Source organism: Methylocapsa sp. D3K7 (assembly GCF_029855125.1).
Classification (GTDB): domain Bacteria; phylum Pseudomonadota; class Alphaproteobacteria; order Rhizobiales; family Beijerinckiaceae; genus Methylocapsa.
In genome coordinates this window covers 1,179,157-1,203,777 of the sequence record NZ_CP123229.1, presented here as the reverse complement: position 1 = coordinate 1,203,777, position 24,621 = coordinate 1,179,157, and the positions used below count along the sequence as shown (strand labels likewise).

The following is a 24,621-nucleotide window of genomic DNA, read 5'->3' as shown; positions in this document are numbered from 1 at the left end:
CTCGAGCAGGATTGCACTCGGTTGCGGTGCCTAGAGAAGGTGATCGTTGCTGGCGAAAGCTGTCCGCCAGGCCTACCCCTGCTGCATCACGAACGCCTCCCAGGAACACGGCTTTACAACGAATACGGCCCGACGGAAGCAACCGTGTGGAGCACGGTGTTCGAGATCGCGCAGCGGCAAGGGGCGGTTTCGATTGGACGTCCTATAGGAGGTGTGCAGATTTATCTGCTCGATGCATGGCAGCAACAGGTGCCGCGTGGAATAGTCGGCGAGGTTTATATTGGCGGAGCGGGCGTGGCGCGAGGCTATTTCCATCGGCCTGATCTTACCGCCGAACGCTTTCTGCCGGATCCCTTCGGCCCTCGCGGTGGCCGTCTCTATCGTACTGGCGACCTTGCGCGCTGGACTCTTGATAGGCAGCTCGATTTCGTTGGACGTACAGATCATCAGATTAAGATCCGAGGCTACCGTATTGAGTTGGGCGAGATCGAGGCGCGCCTATTGGCTATGCCGGAAGTGCGCGATTGTGCAGTCACCATGCGCGAAGACCGTCCTGGTGACAGACAGCTCGTCGCCTATCTGGTGGCACGGAGCGCAGATACGGATTTTGACTCGCTGCGTGCAAAACTTCACCGGGTCTTGCCCGACTACATGGTACCGTCGGTCTGGGTGTTACAACAACACTTGCCAAAGGCTTCCAACGGCAAACTGGATCGTGCCCGCCTCCCAGCGCCGGACCGGAGCACAAAGGCAAGTAATCTCATTCTGCCGCGCAACGACATCGAAGCAACGCTGCTCTCCATCTGGCAGCAGTTATTGCGGACAGATACGATCAGCATCGAAGATAATTTCTTCGAGCTAGGGGGTGATTCCATCCTTAGCATTCAGATGGTCGGGAGAGCACGAAAGCAAGGGCTAGCAGTGACTGCGCGCCAGCTGTTCGGACACCAAACGATCGCAGCTTTGGCCGCCGTGACTGTTGCAACGGAATCGCAAGAACACTTACCAGCACAGGGAGGCGTGTATCCACTGACCCCCATCCAGAAATGGTTCTTTGACCTCGAATATGTGCACCAAGGGTTCTGGACACATGCGCTTTTGCTTGCCTTGCGGGAACCCCTTGACGACGCTGCGATGAACGCGGCATTGGCCGCTGTTTTTCACAACCACGATGCGTTGAGGATGCGTTTTGAGCGCAGTCAAAGTGGCTGGCGTCAAAGCATTGCAGAAGATTGGCAAAGTGCGGCGGTTGCCCGGATCAAGCTACCCATATTGCCCGAGGCCGAGCAAATTGCGGAACTAAGACGTATCGCTAGCGAGCAAATGGAAATCGATCTTGAATCAGGACAGATGCTGCGCCTTGTTTGGGTAGAGACTTATGATGGAGGAACAGGCTACCTGATCGTCATGATGAGTCATCTTATTGCCGACGGTGTCTCCTGGCGTATTTTGCTTGAGGATCTTGAGTTGGCCTATCTGCAGGCTCGTGCAGGTTCGGAGGTGAAACTATCAATCTCCACCACGTCGTTCGCCGAATGGACGCACCGTCTGCAACGCTATGCGCAAAGTGAAGCTGTGCGGGCCGAGGTGAGCTACTGGACCGGACTGCTCCATGATTCCACGTCGCATCTGCCAGTCGACGACCCCAGCGGCGATCCTCGCGAACAATCGAGTGCAACGATCCAAACCGTACTCGACGAAACCGTCACGCAGGCGCTCCTGCATCGCGCATCCTCGTCGTACCGGACAGGAATCGAAGACTTACTCCTGACGGCTATGGCACTGACACTGAGCCGCTGGTGTTGCAGCAAAAATGTGTTGGTGGATGTTGATCACCACGGCCGGGAGGCGTTTTTTGCGGATGTGGACCTGACACGGACTTTGGGCTGGTTCACCAGCGTCTCGCCTCGTTTGTTTAGCATCGACCCCGAGGCGCCTCTAGCCAACAGTCTGATGTCGGTCAAAGAAGCGATGCGGCAGGCACCTCAGCGCGGTCTGCACTATGGACTGCTACGCTATCTCGACGCGCCGGATGAGGCGACGCAGTCTTTGCGCGACCTGCCACGCGCGCAAATTCTCTTCAACTATATGGGGCGTCTCGATCCATCTTTCGCGCCAGGGTCGCTGTTTTCATTGATCGGCGGCGAAGTGATAGAAGGCCGACATCCGGAGTGGCGGCGACCCTATGAGCTTGCTATCAATGCCGACATTTTTGAAGGGCAGCTGCGCATAGGCTGGAATTTTAGCGCGGCGCGCTACCGGCGGGGCACGCTTGAGGCGTTGGCGAACGACTGCCAGGAGAATTTGCGGGCGCTGATTTTGCATTGTGCGCTGCCGGATGTGGGAGGCTATACGCCGTCGGATTTTCCTTTGGCGCAGTTGTCACAGTCCCAGCTTGATCAGCTATTTTGCCACGTGCGGTGCATCGAGGATGTCTATCCGCTGACGCCGCTGCAGCAAGGGATTTTGTTTCATGCGCTATACGCGCCGGGGTCTGGGGTCTACGTCGAACAGCTGACTTGTACATTGCGGGGACCGCTAGACACAGCTGCCTTCGCGGCGGCGTGGCAGCAGGTGATGGCGAGGCATCCGATCCTGCGGAGTTCTTTCCGCTGGGTGGGTCTCGATGCGCCGGTGCAGGTGGTGCATGCGAAAGCGACCCTCTCCATCGAGGAACAGGATTGGCGTGGTGTCTCTGCGGAAGAGCAGGCCAGGCTCTGGACGGCTTACCTCGAAGATGATCGGCTGGCAGGGTTCGATTTTGCGCAGGCGCCGCTGATGCGACTCGCTCTGATGCGTTGCGCCGAGGATCGCTGGCTGTTTCTGTGGAGCCACCATCATGTGCTGCTGGATGGGTGGAGCGGCCCGCTCATTATCAAGGATGCTTTCTCTGTATATCAGTCGCTAATACAGGGCGATTCGATCCACTTTATGCCGTGCAAACCATTCCGCGATTATCTCGCTTGGCTGTCAGGTCAGGACATGACAGCGGCGGAAGCGTATTGGCGGAAAGCGCTGGCGGGTTTTCAGGCGTCGACCCCCTTGCCATTTTCTTCTTTGGCCGCTGGCGAGGCACAGAACTCTGGCGATCGCTATGCCGAGATGAGCCTAGCGCTCTCCGTGGAAAAGACGCGCGCTCTCGAGGAGTTCGCCCGCCGCCAACAGGTAACCCTGAATACACTGGTGCAGGGGGCTTGGGCGATTCTTCTGAGCCGCACTAGTGGCGAGCGGGATGTCCTTTTTGGAGTGACTGTTTCAGGACGCCCGGCGGAACTTGTGGGCGTTGAGACAATGGTGGGGCTGTTCATCAACACCCTGCCGTTGCGCGTGGAGGTACCGCCTGATGCGCGGGTTACCGACTGGTTGCGCTTTCTATTCGCGCAAAACCTTGCGCTGCGTCAGTATGAATATACGCCACTCGTGGAGATCCAAGGTTGGGGTGAAGCGCCGCGGGGCGAACCGCTTTTCGTAAGCTTGTTGGCTTTCGAGAACTATCCACTTGATGCGGCCTTGCGCGAGCAGCAGGGTATGATTTTAGCGGAAGATGTCTCTTTCGCAGAGCAAACGCATTACCCGCTCACGATCGTTGCATTTCCAGGGCCGCAACTGACCTTCAAGGTCAACTATGACTCCACGCGCTTCGACGTGCGTGCCGTAACCGCAATGCTCGATCATTTTTCGACATTGCTTAGTGGGCTCGCGACCTCGCCGCGGGCACTTTTGTCGGAGTTGTCGTTTCTGGGGGCAAGTGAACAGGCGGAGATTGTGCAAGAGTGGAGCGGGGCGGGGAATGTCGTGGATAAGGCGCGCTCCCGGTCCTGTCTTGCGGAACTCTTCGCGGCGCAAGCCGCGCGGAACCCGGACGCGGTGGCGGTGATCTGCGAGGCCGAGCAGCTGACCTATGGCGCGCTGAATGCCAGGGCTAATCGGCTTGCGCATCATCTACTTGGTCTCGGAGTCGGCGCCGAGACGGTCGTTGGCCTTTGCGTCGAGCGTTCGCTCGATATGGTGATCGGCATTCTCGGCATCTTGAAGGCCGGTGGCGCCTATTTGCCGCTTGATCCAAGCTATCCAAAGGATCGCCTTGCCTATCTCGTGACGGATGCTGGCATCTCGGTGCTGCTGACGCAGGAGAAGCTGCTGGGATGTCTGCCAGAGACGCTAGCGAAGACCATCTGCCTCGACGAGGATGCCTGGCAATGGGCGCGATCATCGGATGTGGATCCGCCGACACTCTGTGGCCCAGCCAATCTCGCTTATGTCATTTACACCTCGGGTTCGACCGGCCAGCCTAAAGGCGTCATGATCTCGCATGGCAATGTGATGGATCTTTTCTCTGCAACGGAAGCGGCTTTTGGTTTTGGTCCAGAAGATGTTTGGACCTTGTTCCATTCCTACGCCTTCGACTTTTCAGTCTGGGAGATATGGGGCGCTCTTCTTTATGGCGGACGGCTTGTTGTGGTGCCCTATTGGGTGAGCCGGGCACCCGAGGCTTTTTATGAGTTGCTAGCGAGGACGGAGGTAACGGTCCTGAACCAGACGCCCTCGGCGTTCCGGCAATTGCTGCAGACGGAGGCTTTCGCGGAGGATCGCAAGCGGCTCGTGCTGCGTTTGGTGATTTTTGGCGGCGAAGCCCTTGACCCGCGGAGTCTCCGGCCATGGTTTGACCGCCATGGCGAGGCATCTCCCCTCCTCGTGAACATGTATGGGATTACGGAAACGACTGTGCATGTGACGATGTGTAATCAGGGGGCCGCGCAGCTTGCGGGGAAAGGGAGCATCATTGGGCGCCCGATTGACGGAGTGCGGACCTATGTTTTGGATGCTTTCTTGCAGCCTGTTCCGGCGGGGGTTGAAGGAGAACTCTATATCGGCGGCTTTGGCTTGGCACGCGCCTATCTTGGCCGTCCTGGTCTGACCGCTGAACGGTTCGTGCCGGATCCATTTGGCGGGGTTGGCGGTCGTCTGTATCGCACCGGTGATCTGGCGCGCTGGCAACCTGACGGGAATTTGGAATATGCCGGGCGTATCGACCATCAAGTAAAAATCCGTGGTCATCGTATCGAACTTGGCGAAATCGAGACGGCGCTTTGTGCTCATCCCGCGGTAAACGAGGCTATCGTAGCAGTGTCGGGAGCGGGAGCGGATACCCAGGGAAATGGAGACCAGAGGTTGGTCGCCTATATCGTCGTAAAGCAGCTTACTAAGAAGATTGAAGGTGCGGCGGAAGAGCAAGTCCAACAATGGCGGAATATCTTTGACGAGACCTTCCGGTCGCCATCGCTGTCCGCTGATGTAAAATTCAATATTTCCGGTTGGATTAGCTCCTACACCGGAGCGCCGATACCGGCCAATGAGATGCAAGAGTGGGTAGATCAGACGGTCGCCCGCATTCGCGCCGTTAACCCTAAAAAAGTGCTCGAAATCGGCTGCGGAACGGGCCTGCTTCTCTTTCGCCTCGCGCCGAAATGCATCCGCTATGTCGGGACCGATTTTTCAGCTTCGGCGATTGGCTATGTTTCAGAGGTGATCGCGAAATTGAAGCCCAAATGTGCCGGTGTAGAATTGTTGCATCGCGCTGCGGATCAATTCGATGGGTTCGAGGACGCGAGCTTCGATACGGTTATACTGAATTCGGTCGTACAATATTTCCCTGATGTCGATTATTTTTTCAACGTTCTTGAAAAAGCGGCCCGATTGGTCGAGCCGGGGGGACGGATTTTTCTTGGGGATCTGCGTCATCTTGGATTGCTGAAGGCTTTCAACCTCGCTGTGGAACTGGAGAGCGCATCGGCATCGTGTTCCACATTAATCTCTGCCAGTGAGCTTCGCAATCGTCTGCAGTTGCGCTTTCTCCAGGAAGAGGAGCTTCTCATCGATCCCGCAATCTTCACGGTCCTAACGCGGCGGCTTGCGCGCGTCGGGCGGATCGATGTTGTGCCGAAAAAAGGAAGGCATCCAAACGAAATGACGCAATTTCGTTATGATGCAATTCTGTATTTTGATTGTGAGACAACTCCCGATAGCGATTGGCTCGATTGGACGCAAGAAGGGCTCACCATTTTAGAACTGCGCGCGCGGTTAGCTCGTGAGAAGCCTAATCAGTTGCGAATAGCCGGCGTTCCAAACCGCAGGGTGATGGGCGCGGTGCGTGCTGTTAGTATGTTGGAGGACGACTCTTGGGCTGTGGCCCAGTGCCCGATCGTTGATCGATTGCGCGGTATTTGGGCTGAGTGCTGCGATGCGGCAGTTGATCCGGAAGACATTTGGGGGATTGCTCAGCATCTACCATATACGATCGAAATTGGTTGGTTACGTGGCGCAGCTGACGGAAGTTTTGAGGTTGTCTGCACTCGTCAGAGATCCGAGGGTGAGCCACCCAAACAGGACTGGTTGGACCAACCCGATTGCGAGGCGAGTCTTTCGCTTCGTGCTTACGCCAATGATCCGGCGCAGGGACGGACTGTGAGGAGTCTCACAGCGAAGCTGCGCGAGAGCCTCCGCGCAACTTTGCCGGACTATATGGTGCCCGCGACATTCGTTATTTTGCCATCCATGCCATTGACCAAAAATGGGAAAATCGACCGTAAGGCCTTGTCGTCGGCGGGATTTGACGAGCATTCGCGGGTTCGCTTCGCAGCGGCGCGAAATCCAACAGAAGAGATTCTGGTTGGCATTTGGGCCGAGGTGTTGGGGCACCAGAGAGTTGGGATTTATGACAATTTCTTCGAGCTCGGCGGCCATTCCCTTCTGGCCACCCAAGTTTTATCTCGCTTGCGTAAGTCATTCCAGGTTGAGTTACCACTGCGCCTATTGTTCGAAGCGCCAACCCCCGCCGAACTTGCTGAAGCGATCGAAGTGGCATTGATCGAAAGCCTCGAGGTGATATCCGACGACGAAGCTGAACGGATGTTGGATGACACTAGCGCTGGAAACTGTGAAGCCGAATGACCAAAGTAATCGGACCATCAGCCTCGCGCGGAAAGTTGTCGGCGGCAAAGATCGCGCTTTTGGAAAAGCGGCTGCGCGGCGAATTCGACGCTTCCATCGCAAGTGCACGGATCACAGCGCGGCCGGCCGGACCCGCGCCGCTTTCTTTTGCGCAACTGCGTTTATGGTTTCTCGACCAGCTAGAGCCGGGTAGCCCGACCTATAACATTCCGGCCGGATTTTGGCTGAAAGGGTCGCTCGATGTCGTGGCGCTGGAGCGCAGCCTGAACGAGATATTGCAGAGGCATGAGGTGTTGCGCGCTCGATTTCCGGCGGACGGCGGAAAGCCAATTCAAATTATTGAGCCCGAACAGTGCCTGACGATTGCCGCAGAACCGCTTACGGATTTTGGGGTAACGGCGCGGCAAGCTGTGGCACAGACTCTGGCTCGCAGGGAAGCGATACGCCCCTTCAATCTCGCGAAAGGACCGTTGATCCGCGTTCGTCTGTTCCAGCTTTCCGAGCCTCAAACGCAAAACGCGGCCAGTTTCGATTATCTTATGGTGGTAACCCTGCACCACATCGCGGCAGATGCTTGGTCCATCGATATTCTGATCCGTGAGCTGGCGGTCCTCTATCCCGCATTCGTTGCTGGGCAATTAAGTCCTCTGAATGAATTACCAATTCATTATCCAGATTACGCGCATTGGCAGAGGACAGCGTTTGAAGGAGGCTCTTTCGACACTCAACTCGCCTATTGGCGGGAGCGTCTTGCCGGTCATGATAGGATTTTAAACCTTCCGTCTGACCACCTCCGGCCCGTTGTCTCAAGCCATAAGGGCGAAGTTTTTAGCTGGCGCTTGAGCTGTTCCGTAACGCACAAGCTTGATGAACTTTGCGCGCGCGAAGGCGTCACTCTATTTATGCTGCTTCTCGCAGCCTTCAACATCTTGCTTTTCCGCTATACTGGGCAGAACGATCTTTGTATTGGTACCCCCGTCGCCAACCGGAATCGGATCGAAACCGAAGGACTGGTCGGATTCCTGACCAATACTTTGGTTTTGCGCAGCGATGTGTCCGGGAATCCCACCTTTGTCGAAGTCCTTCGCCGTGTGCGGGAAGTTGTTCTTGGTGCATTGGCACATCAGGATCTACCTTTCGAACGATTGGTGGAGGAATTCCGTCCACAGCGCGATCTCGCATCCTCACCGCTCATTCAAGTGATGTTCGTTTTACAGAACGCACCTTTGCAGGTGATTGAATTAGGAGACCTCGCTGTTACGCCACTGACCCTAGAGACGGCAACGACAAAGTTCGACCTAACATTAAGTTTAACGAAAGATCAGGAGGGGCTACGCGCATCGATCGAATATGCGACGGCCTTGTTCAATCTTGCTACGATCGAACGCATGGCGCGTCATTATGGCGTCTTGCTTAGTGGGCTCGCGACCTCGCCGCGGGCACTTTTGTCGGAGTTGTCGTTTCTGGGGGCAAGTGAACAGGCGGAGATTGTGCAAGAGTGGAGCGGGGCGGGGAATGTCGTGGATAAGGCGCGCTCCCGGTCCTGTCTTGCGGAACTCTTCGCGGCGCAAGCCGCGCGGAACCCGGACGCGGTGGCGGTGATCTGCGAGGCCGAGCAGCTGACCTATGGCGCGCTGAATGCCAGGGCTAATCGGCTTGCGCATCATCTACTTGGTCTCGGAGTCGGCGCCGAGACGGTCGTTGGCCTTTGCGTCGAGCGTTCGCTCGATATGGTGATCGGCATTCTCGGCATCTTGAAGGCCGGTGGCGCCTATTTGCCGCTTGATCCAAGCTATCCAAAGGATCGCCTTGCCTATCTCGTGACGGATGCTGGCATCTCGGTGCTGCTGACGCAGGAGAAGCTGCTGGGATGTCTGCCAGAGACGCTAGCGAAGACCATCTGCCTCGACGAGGATGCCTGGCAATGGGCGCGATCATCGGATGTGGATCCGCCGACACTCTGTGGCCCAGCCAATCTCGCTTATGTCATTTACACCTCGGGTTCGACCGGCCAGCCTAAAGGCGTCATGATCTCGCATGGCAATGTGATGGATCTTTTCTCTGCAACGGAAGCGGCTTTTGGTTTTGGTCCAGAAGATGTTTGGACCTTGTTCCATTCCTACGCCTTCGACTTTTCAGTCTGGGAGATATGGGGCGCTCTTCTTTATGGCGGACGGCTTGTTGTGGTGCCCTATTGGGTGAGCCGGGCACCCGAGGCTTTTTATGAGTTGCTAGCGAGGACGGAGGTAACGGTCCTGAACCAGACGCCCTCGGCGTTCCGGCAATTGCTGCAGACGGAGGCTTTCGCGGAGGATCGCAAGCGGCTCGTGCTGCGTTTGGTGATTTTTGGCGGCGAAGCCCTTGACCCGCGGAGTCTCCGGCCATGGTTTGACCGCCATGGCGAGGCATCTCCCCTCCTCGTGAACATGTATGGGATTACGGAAACGACTGTGCATGTGACGATGTGTAATCAGGGGGCCGCGCAGCTTGCGGGGAAAGGGAGCATCATTGGGCGCCCGATTGACGGAGTGCGGACCTATGTTTTGGATGCTTTCTTGCAGCCTGTTCCGGCGGGGGTTGAAGGAGAACTCTATATCGGCGGCTTTGGCTTGGCACGCGCCTATCTTGGCCGTCCTGGTCTGACCGCTGAACGGTTCGTGCCGGATCCATTTGGCGGGGTTGGCGGTCGTCTGTATCGCACCGGTGATCTGGCGCGCTGGCAACCTGACGGGAATTTGGAATATGCCGGGCGTATCGACCATCAAGTAAAAATCCGTGGTCATCGTATCGAACTTGGCGAAATCGAGACGGCGCTTTGTGCTCATCCCGCGGTAAACGAGGCTATCGTCATCGTGCTTGGCGATGCATCGGGAGGTGAAAAGCTTGTCGCCTATGTCGTGAGTGAGGCAGAGCCGGACGCATTGCGGACCGCGTTGCAGGAGCGTCTTCCGGACTACTCGATTCCTGCAGCCTTTGTTAGATTGGGTGCTCTGCCGCTGACACAAAACGGGAAGATTGATCGTAAAACCTTGCCACCGCCGGGCGTTGATGCATACGCCCGGCGTCAATATATCGCTCCGCGCAACTCAGCGGAAATGACACTGTGCCAAATTTGGGCTGAGACGCTTGGACTTGATCTTGTCGGGATTGAAGACAATTTTTTTGAACTCGGCGGACATTCGCTATCGGCTGTGACATTGATCGAGCGTTTGCGGCACGCCGGATTGCAAACAGACGTGCGCGCGCTGTTTTCAAAACCGACGCCGGCGGCCCTTGCTGGTACGATAGGTACGTGCTCTGGAGTCGCGGTTCCTCCCAACCTAATCCCGCCCGGCTGCGACGCTATCCGTTCTGAGATGCTGTCCCTCGTGAATCTGAACCTAGCCGATATCGATCAGATCGTTGGCGAAGTTCCCGGCGGGGCACCTAACGTGCAGGACATTTACCCGCTGGCGCCGTTGCAAGAAGGCATATTGTTCCACCATCTGATGGCAGCCAAAGGTGACCCCTACCTTATGCCGGTGTTGCTGGCATTTGATGGGCGCGAACGGCTTGATGGATTTCTCGGCGCGATACAGTCGGTCATTGCGCGGCATGACATATTGCGCACGGCTGTGGAGTGGGAGGGATTGCCCGAGGCGGTCCAGGTGGTGTGGTGCCAGGCACCGCTGCACGTGGAAGATGTGCGGTTGGACCCGGCCGAAGGTGATATCGCCGCGCAATTGCGAGCCCGCTTTGATCCGCGCCAATTTCGCATTGATCTGCGGAAAGCGCCGCTCCTGCGCGCTTTCGTTGCGCGTGACGCCAGCGGGGATCGCTGGCTGTTGTTATTGCTTGCGCACCACTTAGTGTTGGACCACACCACGCTGGAAATCCTGGTGGAAGAAACGCAAACATGTCTCCAAGGCCGGGGAGGGACGCTTCCAGCGCCTCTGCCTTTCCGCAATTTCGTGGCGCAAGCAAGGTTGGGGGTAAGCCGAGCAGAACACGAAGCCTTCTTCAAGGCGATGTTGGGAGACGTGAGCGAGCCAACGGCGCCGTTTGGTCTTTTGGATGTTCAGGGCGATGGCTCAAAGATTTTGGAATCGCGGCTAGATCTCGACCCAGTTCTTGCCCGGAAAGTGAGGAAGTGGGCGCGATTCCTTGGTGTGAGCGCGGCGAGCCTTTTTCATACAGCCTTTGCCCATGTTCTGGCGCGGGTCTCTGGGCACGCGGATGTGGTCTTCGGCACGGTTCTGTTTGGCCGGATGCAGGGCGGTGAGAACCTCGACCGTGCGCTTGGCATATTTATCAATACCCTTCCAGTGCGTATCAGGGTGGGAGCGGCTAGCGTCACGGAGGGCGTTCGGCGCGCGCATGAGCTACTCGGTGATCTGCTACGGCATGAGCACGCTTCGCTGGCTCTTGCGCAGCGGTGCAGCGCGGTTACCGCACCCGCGCCTCTATTTTCGGCACTCTTGAACTATCGTCACAGTTCCATGCGGGAGAGAACTTCGGGCGAGGTGCCGCCGGATTGGAAAGGGGTTGAGACGCTTTATGTGGAAGAGCGTACCAACTATCCGCTGACATTGTCGGTGGACGATTTCGGCGAAGGCTTTCAGCTAACGGTGCAAATACAAGCGCCAATCGCTCCTCGCCGTATCTGCGGCTATATGCGGGTTGCCCTAGAGCAGCTCGTCGATACGCTCGAGAAGGCCCCGGATACGGCGGAGCGGGATATTGACATTCTAGGCGACACCGAGCGCCGGCAGCTGATGGTCGATTGGAATACAACGGCGACGCATTATCCCAAGGATTGTCTTCTCCACGAGATGTTTGAGGCGCAGGCGGCGCGGGCGCCGGATGTGATTGCGGTGGTCTGCGGGGAGGAGGCGCTAACCTATGCCGAGCTGAACTCCAGGGGGAACCAGCTTGCGCTTTTTTTGTGCGGTCTTGGTGTAGGTGCTGAGGCGATCGTCGGCCTTTGCGTCGAGCGTTCGCTTGAGATGATCATCGGCATTCTCGGCATATTGAAAGCTGGCGGCGCCTATTTGCCGCTCGATCCATCCTATCCGGGCGACAGGCTCGCCTATATGATCGAAGATGCGGGGCCAGTGCTGGTCCTGACACAGGAACGGTTGCGTGAGCGGCTGCCGGCGGCAGTGAAGACTTTCTTCCTCGATGAAGAATGGGAGATGCCCGCCGGTGCCATCGTAAACATTCCGGCGGTGGCCGTAACCGCGCAAAACCTCGCCTATGTCATCTACACATCGGGCTCAACCGGACGGCCCAAAGGTGTTGGCGTTAGCCATCGAAATGCTGGGCGGCTCTTTGCCGCGACGGAGGCCGAGTATAGCTTTTCCGCGACGGATGTCTGGGCGCTGTTTCATTCCTTTGCCTTCGATTTTTCTGTCTGGGAGATTTTTGGAGCCCTCCTTTACGGGGGGCGATTGGTCATCGTTCCATATTGGATCAGCCGTTCGCCCGAAGCGTTCCATGATTTCCTGATAACACATGCGGTAACGGTGCTGAATCAAACGCCTTCGAGCTTTTATCAGCTTGACGCAGAGGATGCAGTGAGGGGCACGGATAAATCCTTGTCTCTCCGGCTTGTCATCTTTGGCGGCGAAGCGCTCGAGCCAAAGCGCCTTGCTGGATGGTTTGGCCGTCATGGCGACGATTGTCCTGAGTTCGTCAACATGTATGGCATCACCGAGACGACGGTGCATGTCACTCTCCAGCGGTTAAAGCGCGGCGATACGGTGGGAACATCGAAAGTTGGCCGGCCGCTGGCGGATCTGCAAGCTTTCATTCTTGATGCAGGTGGGGATCTGGCGCCGATTGAGGTTGTAGGGGAGCTTTACATCGGGGGGGCTGGGCTGGCCCGGGGGTATCTTGGGCGGCCGGATCTGACGGCGGATCGTTTTGTTCCAGATCCATTTGGCGGGGCAGGGGAGCGGCTTTACCGGACCGGCGACTTGGCGTGTTATGGGCCTGATGGGATCATTGAATATCTCGGACGGATCGATCAGCAAGTGAAGATTCGGGGCTTCAGGATCGAGCTTGGCGAGATCGAGGCGCGGCTCGTCGACCATCCCGCCGTCGGCGCGGCTGTCGTGATGGCACGTAAATCAGAAGCTTTCAGTCAGCTCATAGCCTATGTCGTGTGCGTTCCAGATATGCAACCCGGTCTCGAGACTCTTCGCGATTGGCTCCGCGAGCGTCTGCCAGACTATATGGTTCCAACGGTCTTTGTCAGGATGGACACTCTTCCCCTGACGCCCAATGGAAAGATTGATCGCAAGGCCCTGCCTGCGACCGACAATGGGATTATCCCGCAGGCCAGCTACACCGCTCCGCGAACCGCGATTGAGGAAAAACTTGCCAGGATTTGGAAAGAGGTTCTAGGCGTCGAGAAAGTTGGGGTGTCGGATAATTTCTTTGCCCTGGGCGGCGATTCTATTCTGAGTATCCAAGTGGTGGGCCGGGCCAGGCAGCACGGGCTGATGATTACGCCACGGCAGCTGTTCGAGAATCAGACCCTCGTCGCGTTGGCCGTAGTGGCAGAAACTGGCATAGCGGCGGCGCAAGCGGTGAGCGCTGAGCAAGGAGCAGTGAGCGGGGATGTACCCCTGACGCCCATCCAGCGCTGGTTTTTTGATCTTCCTTTGCCCAATCCGCATCATTGGAATCAATCAATCCTACTGGAAGTGAGGTCGATACTCGAGCCTGATCTCTTGGAACAAGCTGTCGTACGGCTTGTCGCTCACCATGACGCCTTACGGATGCGCTTTGCTAAGACGGATTCCGCGGTTCATGCCGAGACAGCAGCAGGCTGGAGGCAGCGCAATCTCGCGGCAGATTCATGTACGGGTCTGTTCGTTCGCGTCGATCTTAGAGGAATTCCATCCGCGTCGCAGAAGGAGGCTTTGGTCGATGCGACGACCGCGCTGCAGAGGAGCCTTCATCTTGAGACGGGACCCTTGATACGGGCTGGTTGGTTCAATCTGGGCGAGTCGCAGCTTTTGCTCCTGGCAGCCCATCATTTGGTAGTGGACGGAGTCTCCTGGCGGATCCTGCTGGAGGATTTGCAAAGTGTCTACCGTCAGCTTTCTGCAGGGGCCGGCGGAGGAATAACGGACTGTCTCTCGAAGACTACGTCGTTCAAGCAATGGTCGGAACGGCTTTGGAGCTATTCGAAGTCTCCGTTGGAGTCAGAGGGCTTACGCAAGGAAGAAGCATATTGGGGCGATCCACGGCGATTGGATGTGTTGCCCCTGCCGATCGATGACGCAAGTGGGTCGAACGAGGCGGAGCTGACACAGAGTGTGTCCAGGTCGCTGACGGAATATGAGACTCGCGCGCTGCTGCAGGATGTTCCGGCAGCCTATAGGACACAGATCAACGACATTTTACTGACGGCATTGGTTCAGGCCCTGAGTATGTGGAGCGGGCATTCGGCGTTTCTTATTGATCTTGAGGGGCACGGTCGCGAGGAACTCTTTCCAGAGATTGATCTCTCACGCACGGTGGGTTGGTTCACGACTTTGTTTCCGGTTCTTCTGCGCGGCGCTGCGGGAGGCCACGCTGGCGATGCGCTGAAGTCAATAAAGGAACAGCTGCGAGCAATCCCGCGCAAGGGGATCGGCTATGGACTGCTGCGTTATGGCGATGAGGAAAGCGCTATCGGACGGCGCTTAAAGGCGCACCCCGCGGGGCAAATCAGTTTCAATTATCTCGGGCAATTCGACCAGAGTCTACAGGAAGGAGCTCTGTTTGTCGTGGCAGGAGCGGGCGTTGGGCTGGAACATGACGGACATGGAATACGTCCCCATGAATGGGATTTTTCATGCAATGTGCTTAAAGGTAGTTTGCAGCTCTCTTTGAGTTATAGCAGCGCACGTTACCGTCGGGCGACGGCAGAGTGGCTGATGGAAGCCTATCTTCGGTCGCTCAGAGATTTGATTTCGCATTGTTTGCGGCCGGATTCATGCGGCTATACGCCATCGGATTATTGTTTGGCGCGGCTGTCTCAGCCTCAGCTTGATCAGCTGTTTGGCGGCGTACGAGGCATCGAGGATGTCTATCCGCTGACGCCGCTGCAGCAAGGGATTTTGTTTCATGCGCTTTATGCGCCGAAGTCGGGGGTCTATGTCGAGCAGCTGAGTTGCACATTGCAGGGACCGCTGGACACCGCGGCCTTCACGGTGGCGTGGCAGCAAGTGATAGTGGCGCATCCGGTTTTTCGGAGTTCTTTCCGGTGGGAAAATTTGGATTCGCCTGTTCAGGTGGTACACGCGAAGTCTGTCTTACCGATCGAGGAACAGGATTGGCGCGGCGTTCCCGCGGAAGAACATCCCGAGCGCTGGGCGGCTTACCTCGAAGCCGACCGGCAAGCAGGGTTTGACTTCGTTCATGCGCCATTGATGCGCCTTGCCTTGATGCGCTGCGCCGGGGATCGTTGTCTGTTTTTGTGGAGCCACCATCACGTCCTGCTGGATGGATGGAGTCTTGCGCTTATCCTGAAGGAAGTGTTCGACGCATACGGAGCAATGTGCCGAGGGGAGCCGCCGCGATTTCTCCCCTCGCGCCCCTATCGCGATTATCTCGCGTGGCTGACGCATCAGGACATGGCGGCGGCGGAAGCGTATTGGCGGCAGACTTTGGCAGGGTTCCGCGCAGTAACTCCTTTGCCATTCTCCTCGTTGGCTGCTGGCGATGCGCCGGTTTCCGGCGATCGCTATGCCGAGATAAGCCTGACGCTCGGCGCGGAAAAGACACGGGTCCTGGAGGATTTTGCTCGCCGTCATCATGTGACTCTGAATACGTTGGTGCAGGGGGCTTGGGCCATTCTTCTGAGCCGCACCAGCGGTGAGCGGGACGTGCTTTTTGGGGTGACGGTTTCGGGGCGGCCGGCCGAGCTTTCGGGCATCGAGTCAATGGTAGGGTTGTTCATCAACACCTTGCCGCTGCGTGTGGCTGTGCCTCCGGATGCCCATGTCTCCAGCTGGCTGCGCTCGTTGTTCGCGCAAAACCTTCAGCTGCGTCAATACGAATATACGCCGCTCGTGGAAGTCCAGGGCTGGAGCGAGGTGCCGCGCGGTGCGCCGCTTTTCGCAAGCCTGTTGGTCTTCGAGAATTATCCGGTCAACCGGAGCCTGTCCGGCCGCATAGGTAACGTCGAGATCAGTGATACGTCCGCTCATGAGCAAACCAACTATCCTATCACGGTGTCGGTCTCGCCAGACGTGGTCCTGGAGTTCGGTATTTCTTACGATTGCGCACTTTTCGATACCGCCAGGGTGACAGCGATGCTCGGGCATTTTTCGACATTACTGAAAGTGATCGCTGCCTCGCCAGACGTCCGTATCGGCGCTCTGCCTTTACTAAACGCCGCCGAGCTCTGGCAATTGCTTGTTGAGTGGAACGCGACCGCGGCGGATTGCCCCAAGGACCATCTTCTTCACGAGTTGTTCGCGGCGCAAGCCGCGCGGCATCCGGACGCGGTGGCGGTGATGTGCGAGGCCGGGCAGTTGACCTATGGCGAGCTGAACGCCAAGGCAAACCGGCTTGCCCATCATCTGCGGAATCTTGGCGTAGCGGCCGAGACGATCGTTGGCCTTTTCGTTGAGCGGTCGCTTGACATGGTGATCGGCATCCTCGGCATCTTGAAGGCAGGTGGTGCCTATTTGCCGCTTGACCCAGCCTATCCAAGGGAACGTCTCGCCTATCTTCTGACCGATGCTGGCACTGCGGTGCTGCTGACGCAAGAGAATCTTCTGGGTTGTTTGCCAGCAATTCCGGTGAGGACTGTCTGCCTCGACCGCGATGCCTCGCAATGGGTGCTAGCGCCAGATATTGATCCTCCGCAACAAAGCGGCCCCGCCAATCTGGCCTACGTGATTTACACTTCGGGTTCAACCGGACTTCCCAAAGGCGTAATGGTCACGCACGAAAGCCTGATCAATTTGGTGCAGGCGCAGACAGGCACGTTTAACCTGAATCAACGGGACAGGGTCTTGCAATTCTCTTCGATCAGTTTTGACCAAGCTGCCGAAGAAATATTTCCCACATGGCTTAGCGGCGCGACGCTTGTGTTGCCTCCTCGCGGCGATCGTGAATTTCTTATCGATTTTGTGGAATTTATTGCCGGCGCCGAGATCACCGTCGCGGCACTCACGACGGCATACTGGTGCCAACTGACAATGCAGCTGATGGATGCGAAGAAGCCTCTTCCGGCGAGTTTGCGGCTTGTTTTCGTTGGCGGAGAAAAGGTCCCTGCGGAAAGCCTGCGGTGTTGGCGCGCCTTGGCGAGCGAGAACGTCGTTTGGATAAACACCTATGGCCCGACGGAAGCGACAATTACGGCGACGGCGTTCATCTTATCCGCCGCGAGCGCCGATCTACGCGATGTCCCGATTGGCCACCCGCTCGCCAACACTCGGGTTTATGTTTTGGACAGGAATCTCGAGCCTGTTCCGGTTGGGATTGAAGGGGAGCTCTATATTGGTGGCCTTGGCCTGGCGCGCGGTTACCTCGGCCGTCCTGATCTGACCACGGAGCGGTTCGTACCGAATCCATTTGGCGGGGCGGGCGAGCGGCTTTACCGCACCGGCGACCTGGTGCACTGGAGTGCAGACGGGAACTTGCATTATGCTGGCCGTATCGACAATCAGGTAAAGATTCGCGGTCATCGTATTGAACTTGGCGAGATCGAGACGGCTCTCTCTGCTGTTGCGAACGTGCGGCGGGCGATTGTTGTGGCGCTCGCGGATCCGTCGGGAGGCAGGCGGCTTGTCGCTTATGTTGTCGGTGATGTGACGGCGGAGGTTTTGCGGACAGCACTGAGGAAGAATCTGCCAGATTATATGATTCCTGCCTCTTTTGTTCCGCTGGATGTTTTGCCGCTAACGGAAAGCGGAAAGGTCGATCGCAAGGCCCTACCACCACCTGAAGGGGTGCCTGATGTGCGGGCTAACTACATTACCCCGCGAACAGCGATCGAAGAGATTCTTGCGGGAATCTGGGCGGACGTGCTTTGGCTTGAATGCGTGGGAATCGATGAGAGTTTTTTTGAGATCGGTGGACACTCACTAAGTGCGATTCGTGCCATATCCAGGATTCGGCGAGATCTCAATGTCGAGGTCAGTCTTCGGTCCTTGTTTGAGGCGCCGACTGTTGCCAAGCTCGCTTGTCTTATCGCCAATTCAAGTTCCGCTGATTGTTCAAAGAGCAACCCTGCAGCGGCATCGCCGCCTTTGGGTACCGGGCCGCGTGGCGTTCCAATTCCCTTGTCGTTTGCCCAACAGAGACTTTGGTTTCTGGACCAGTTGGAGCCGAACAGTTCATTCTACAATATTCCGCTTGCCTTGCGTCTTACCGGGCACCTCGATATCGACGCCCTCCGAATGGCCCTGATAGCAGTTGGTGGACGCCACGAGGTTCTTCGTACCTGCTTTCCCCTCATCGACGGGAAACCGGTTCAATCAATTCAGCCTGCTCTTGAGATTGGCCTGCCGCTGATTCCTTTGCATCATGTGCCAGCGGAAGCGCGAGCGGCGGAGCTGCACCGCCTGATCCTGGAGGAAGCGCATAAGCCGTTTGACCTTGCAGCCGGCCCGCTGATCCGGGGGTGCATTTTCGAACCGGCCCCTGCAGAGGAAGGAGGTGCAAATGAATATATCTTAGTTCTGAGCTTGCATCATAGCATTGCCGATGGCTGGTCCATGGGCATCCTCATCGATGAACTCGCGGTTCTGTATAAGAGCTTCATATGCTCTGAGCCTTCACCGCTTGCCGATTTAAACCTGCAATACGCTGATTATTCACTCTGGCAGCGGGATTATTTGACGGGCCAGGAGTTTGAGAGGCAGGTAACTTATTGGCATGCACGCCTTTCGGATGCGCCGGCGATACTGCGGCTGCCCACTGACTGGCCGCGCCCGCAGATACAGAGCTACTCCGGCGCAAGCTATAGCTTGTCTCTTCCCCTGAACTTGAGTGAAAAGCTTGGCGCCCTGGCAAGGCGCAATGGCGCGACAATGTTTATGGTTCTACTTGCCACGCTAAAATTGCTGCTGTTTCGTCATGGTGGTCAGAACGACATTTGCGTTGGTACGCCGGTCGCCAACCGGCGGCGGATCGAACTCGAGGGATTGATTGGTTGTTTCGTCAATACGCTGGTGCTGCGGACCGACCTTTCTGGCGATCCGTGTTTCACCGATTTGCTGACACGTGTTCGGACGGCGACCCTAGAAGCACAAGACCATCAGGACCTTCCCTTTGAACAGCTCGTCATGGAGCTCGATCTTGCTCGTGAACTTGGGCACAACCCCCTTTTCCAGGTCGCCTTCTCTCTGGACAATACGCCCGACTCGCGTATTGAGATGAGCGATCTCATCATCGAAGCGTTTGACGTCGAGACGAAAACGGCGATGTTCGACCTTTCGGTTGATGTTGTCGAGACAGCAGACGGACTTTTGGTTCTCTTCGAGTATAACACTGACCTGTACTTGCGTGCTTCAATCGAGAATCTTGCAAGCCATTACGAGACCCTCCTCAATGCGATCGTCGAGCGGCCTGATGCGCGATTGAGTAGCCTGGAGATGCTCACCGGGTCGGAGCGGCGGTGGCTTCTCGATGTTGGCCACAGCCTCGATATTTCGGTTGTAAAAGAGCAAGCGGAAATACGATCGGCCGAGATTGTCGTGACGCTGATCGAAGATCAAGCCAAACGCTTTCCCGACCGGCTTGCTGTAGTCGATGGCGACTCCCAGTTGACCTATCAGGAGATCAACCTCCGCGCCAACCGTCTGGCGCATCGCTTAATCGGTCTTGGCGCCGGGCCAGAGACTGTCATTGGAATTCTTACTGAGAGCTCCATTGAGTTGGTCGTGGCACTTCTCGCCGTGCTCAAGGCCGGAGCCGCTTATGTCCCGCTAGATCCATCCTATCCGCCGGCAAGATTGCAAGCGATGCTTGAGGAGTCCTCGCCAAGCATACTCCTATTGCGGGGTACCGCAATCAATGAGCTTACCGGGTCGTCCCAGACGAGCATCGTCCTCAATATTGAAGAAGACGCTTACATAATATTTCCCGAAACGAACCCAGCCGTTCAGATCAATCGGGAGAATCTCGCATACCTCCTTTTTACCTCGGGTTCGACAGGGCGTCCTAAGGGCGTGGCTGTCTCGCACCGTTCGCTTGTCAATCGTGTGAGGTGGGGCGAAGCAGAATTCGGACTTGGCCCAGATGATGTCATCATCCAGCGGGCCTCACCTAGCTTTGATGTCTCTGTTGGGGAAATCTTCGGGTGCCTTGCTGTGGGTGCGTGTCTCGTCCTTGCAGGGACCGCAGGTGGGGATCCGAAGCATTTGATTGAATTGATGATACGCCATTCGGCGACGATGATAGAGTTACCGCCATCTCTTCTTCGGCTGGTATTGAACGAGCCACGCTGGCACGAATGTCGAACTCTGCGGGTGGTATCCTGTGGCGGGGAAGCGATGAGCGAATCGTTGCGAGGCAAATTCGTGGCAAGTCTCGATTGCCACCTTTACAACACATATGGGCCAGCGGAGGCCACGATAGATTCCAGCTTTTGGCCCTGCGGAGCCTCGGCCGGTTACGGGGTCAGCGACGCGGGCGTGCCGATCGGCCGGCCGATTGATGGCGTGAGCTTGCACGTGCTGGATCAGAATCTTAATCTCGTCCCACTGGGGGTTGCCGGGGAACTTTATATTGCTGGGATTGGTCTCGCGCGCGGCTACTTCCGGCAGCCTGCTCTCACCGCCCAATGGTTCGTGCCGGATCCATTTGCGACAGACGGAGGCCGGCTGTATCGCACTGGCGATTTGGTCCGCAGGCGGTCTGACGGTGCACTCGAGTTTCTGGGACGCGTGGATCATCAGGTGAAGCTGCGCGGATTCCGCATCGAGCTTGAGGAAATTGAGTCCCGTTTGGAAGAGGTTCCTGGCGTAGCGGAAGCGGCCGTCGTGCTGCGGACAGATTCTCACGGGGAGCAAAGCCTAGCGGCTTTTGTGGTGACAAAGGACGATAGCATCACATCTTCCGTGCTACGCCGCCAAATTCGGGCAAGATTGCCGGCTTTCATGGTCCCCAGCACATGGCGGCTCATGGCGGAGCTTCCGCGCGGCAGCAACGGCAAACTCCAGCGAGCTATCCTATCGTCTTTACTGCCCGTTCATAACTATCCCGCAGTTTTAGACGAAGACTCGACTCCCGCCACCGCTTTGGAAGCGCGGCTCGCCTTCCTCTTTGCCGAAATTCTCTCACTACCACTGGTTGGCAGGCATGACAATTTTTTTGAACTTGGGGGACATTCTCTTCTCGCGGTCCAACTTGCGCAACGTGCGCGTGATGCAATTCAAACCGAGATCCCCCTCGTCGCTCTATTCCAGTACCCGACGGTCGCGGAATTGGCCGAGTGGCTGCAGTCCCAAAGCGAGGACTTCACGTCTCTGTTTGTAACATTGAGCGAGGGTGCGGCGGAGAGATTGCCGCTGTATCTCTTTCATACCGGCGCCGGGCACGTTCGAGGCTATCATCCGCTGCTTGCCGCGCTCGATAGAGACCACTCAATCTACGGAGTCCAAATGCGCGCCATGAGGGATCCATCAGATGAACCGCAGGATTTTATGACTGTCGTCGAAGACTATGCCGATGAACTGCGAGCCCATCATCGTGGAGAGCGCTTTCGCCTGATGGGGTGGTCACTTGGCGGACTGATCGCACTTGGCGTTGCTGCGCGGCTCGAGGCGTTGGGAGCTAATATTGACTTCTTGGGACTGATCGATACGACAGTGCCGCGCAAATTTGCCCTGCATGACTGGGAAGGCCGTCTTGCAGAGTTTCTGGATGATCCTCAAGATCTGCGTACTTTAGCTGATTTATCGGAACTAGAAGTTGCGGAGCTCCGACGGTTTTTAACTGACATCCCGGATACGCGGCTTGCTGGCAGCGCCGCATTATGGGGGAGAGAGCGGGGACTTTGGCTCAACCATATATCACTCGATGTTTTGCGCCTTGAAACTTCGCTGTGGGAGCATGTTGCCCTCATCGAGGATACGTTCACGATCCCGCAGGTGACTGCGAGTCTTCATGTTTGGTGGGCGCAGGGGACTCTTGGCGAAGGCAACATTCCACCTGTGGATTGGCCGGCCGAGGCGAAGTCAATCGCGCAAGTGAGGGTCATCGAGGGAGATCACAAATCCATCATATCCAATTGTGATCTGCATGCTTCGGTCGGTGAAGTGCTTTCAGGTCTCGATGCGTAAAGGAATAAGCTACGCCACCCTTGCGCTGTTGGTTATCCTGGCAGGGGTTGTGGCCGCGCTCGTTTATATAGTTCGCGCACCTTTTCCTGTTGAAGATGGTTCTCTTGAAGTTGCAGGGCTTGGCGCGATAGTCGAGATTGAATTCGACCGGTTGGGAGTACCGCGCATTAGCGCTGGAAGTGACGCAGACGCCTTTTATGCCCTTGGATTCGTCACCGCTAGAGACCGGTTGTTCCAAATGGATCTGCTCCGGCGCGGGACAGCAGGGCGCCTAGCAGAAATTTTCGGCGCTGATTTGCTGGAAGAGGATCGATGGAACAGGACGATGGGCTTTGGCCACGTGGCCGACGCAGTTCTCGCCCGGCTACCGGCGGCGCAGCGCCGATTGATTGAGGCCTATTCGGCTGGCGTCAACCAAGCGATGGCGGCGACCTCGATGTTTCCCATCGAGTTTATGATGTTGGGCTATCGGCCCGAAAAATGGCGGCCGGAAGACAGTATTCTTGTGATGCTGGCGATGCACTCGATGCTGACTTGGACGGGAGATCAGGAACGAACAGCGACAGTGATGCGGCATGTATTACCGAAATCCGTAGTCGATTTTCTCACACCGGAGAGCGACTGTTACAACGAAATCACGGCGCCGCGAAACCCGGGCCGGTGTGCTACGGACGCCATTCCCGTTGCCGATCTTATAGCTGTTCTGAATAACGCCAATGCAGGAGGCGATGACGATTCCGGGATCGTATCAGGCAACGGCAGCCCGCGCGGTTCAAATGCCTGGGTCGTTGGAGGGAACAAAACTCAGGATGGGCGGGCGATCCTGGCCAATGATATGCATCTTGAACTCTCGGTGCCTAATATCTGGTACCGTGCCTCATTACGCTATCCGGGAGTGAGCCTATCAGGCTTGACCTTGCCTGGCATTCCGGCCCTGATCGCTGGGACCAATGGGCAAATTGCCTGGGGCATGACCAGTATCGAGGGAGATTTCGTCGATCTCGTCGCGATCGAGGAAGACACGAAAGTTCCGAGCCGGTATCGGAGCCCATCGGGCGCTCTTCGTTTCGAAACAAGAACCGAAAACATCCATGTTCGCGATAGGGTGGATGAGACACTTCAGGTTCGGACAACGATTTGGGGACCGGTGCTGCCGAAGCTATTGTTGGGTCGTCCTGTGGCCGTTCACTGGACCTCGCTCGATCCGACCACCACCGATTTGGGTGTAATGGGCCTTGCAAGGGCTGCGACTGTAACAGATGCGATCATACAGCTGCATCGGGCGGGCGGTCCGCCCTTAAACGTTCTTCTAGCAGATACTGCCGGGAATATCGGCTGGACCTATATGGGAAAAATTCCGCGCCGTATTGGCATGGACGGGCTGTTCAGTGAGTCCTGGGCCGATGGCCGCAAGGGCTGGGACGGCTATATTCCACCAGAAGAGCTGCCAAGCGTCGTTAATCCCGCGGCTGGCTACCTTGTCAACGCAAATCAGAGGATGCTCGGCAGCAGCTATTCCGTAGTGATCGGTCATGATTTTTCCGGAGGGTATCGCGCCTGGCGAATCTCGGAGCGGCTTAACCAGCTCAACGGTATCAGTGAGCCCGACATGCTAGCCTTGCAACTTGATACTGATACAGATTTCTACCGCTATTATCAGAAGCTGGCTTTGCGGGTCTTGGAAGGGCAAAACGCTTTAGGCCCGTTTCCGGCGGGCGATCTGCGCCGCTATCTTGAAGCCTGGGACGGCCGCGCAGAAACAAATTCCGAGGGGATTGCTTTGCTGGTGGAATTTCGCGAGGAACTTGTGAAGGCCGTGCTCGCGCCGCTGCTTGCCAAGTGCCGCAATGTCGAACCAGGTTTTTCTTACAATTGGAGCAGCGCCGACGTTCCTGTCCAGCGCATGATTGAAAGCGGCCGGCCCGAACTTGTGCCTGATAGGCAGAGTTTTCATGACTGGCATGGATTTCTCAGAGCGCGGCTTCTCCAAAGCGCATCGCAATTGGCAAAGCGTCATGGCGTGACGGTCTTGGAGGGGCTGACTTGGGGCAGTGTGAACGAAGTGGATGTCCGCCACCCGCTGACGGAAGGAGTCCCTGTCCTCCGTTCTTTTCTCGACATGCCTCGCGTGGCGGTCCCAGGTTGCGGTCACTGCGTGCGATTTGCCGATGGAAAATATGGTGCCAGCGAACGCATGGTCGTTGCTCCTGGCAGGGAAAGCGCTGGCATACTTCACATGCCGGGAGGACAATCTGGTCAGCCAGCCTCGCCTCACTATTCCGACCAGCAGGAGAGCTGGGTGAAAGGACAGCCGGCAAAATTTTCAAACGAAGAGATCGTGCACGGTTTGACACTGAGGCCTTGGGTTCGGGACTCAATCAAGTCCACCAGATGA

The 24,621-nt window shown here is 56.9% G+C and carries 3 protein-coding genes (1 of these 3 only partly in view); all 3 read left to right on the top strand.

The genetic code is table 11. The annotated features are described in order from the left end of the window. Tightly spaced (each overlapping or abutting the next), the 3 genes in view from QEV83_RS05460 to QEV83_RS05450 form a layout consistent with a single transcriptional unit that may run on beyond the window. Positions 1–6,951, top strand: partial view of a non-ribosomal peptide synthetase gene (locus QEV83_RS05460; RefSeq protein ID WP_280130221.1) — the 3' portion only. The gene continues 2,121 nt to the left of window position 1, outside the view; 6,951 of the gene's 9,072 nt are visible here — the last part of the coding sequence; its start codon lies beyond the left edge, outside the window; its stop codon occupies positions 6,949–6,951. Next, positions 6,948–22,226, top strand: coding sequence for a non-ribosomal peptide synthase/polyketide synthase (locus QEV83_RS05455; RefSeq protein WP_280130220.1), 15,279 nt, complete (start codon positions 6,948–6,950; stop codon positions 22,224–22,226). The genes QEV83_RS05460 and QEV83_RS05455 overlap by 4 nt, the downstream gene beginning before the upstream one ends. Continuing rightward, the gene (locus tag QEV83_RS05450) at positions 22,219–24,621 is read left to right on the top strand and encodes a penicillin acylase family protein (RefSeq protein WP_280130219.1); all 2,403 of its coding nucleotides are present in this window, start codon (positions 22,219–22,221) and stop codon (positions 24,619–24,621) included. The genes QEV83_RS05455 and QEV83_RS05450 overlap by 8 nt, the downstream gene beginning before the upstream one ends.

Coding starts and splice junctions, on each gene's coding strand:
- QEV83_RS05455 (WP_280130220.1), top strand. CDS start 6,948: ATGACCAAAGTAATCGGACCATCAGCCTCGCGCGGAAAGTTGTCGGCG.
- QEV83_RS05450 (WP_280130219.1), top strand. CDS start 22,219: ATGCGTAAAGGAATAAGCTACGCCACCCTTGCGCTGTTGGTTATCCTG.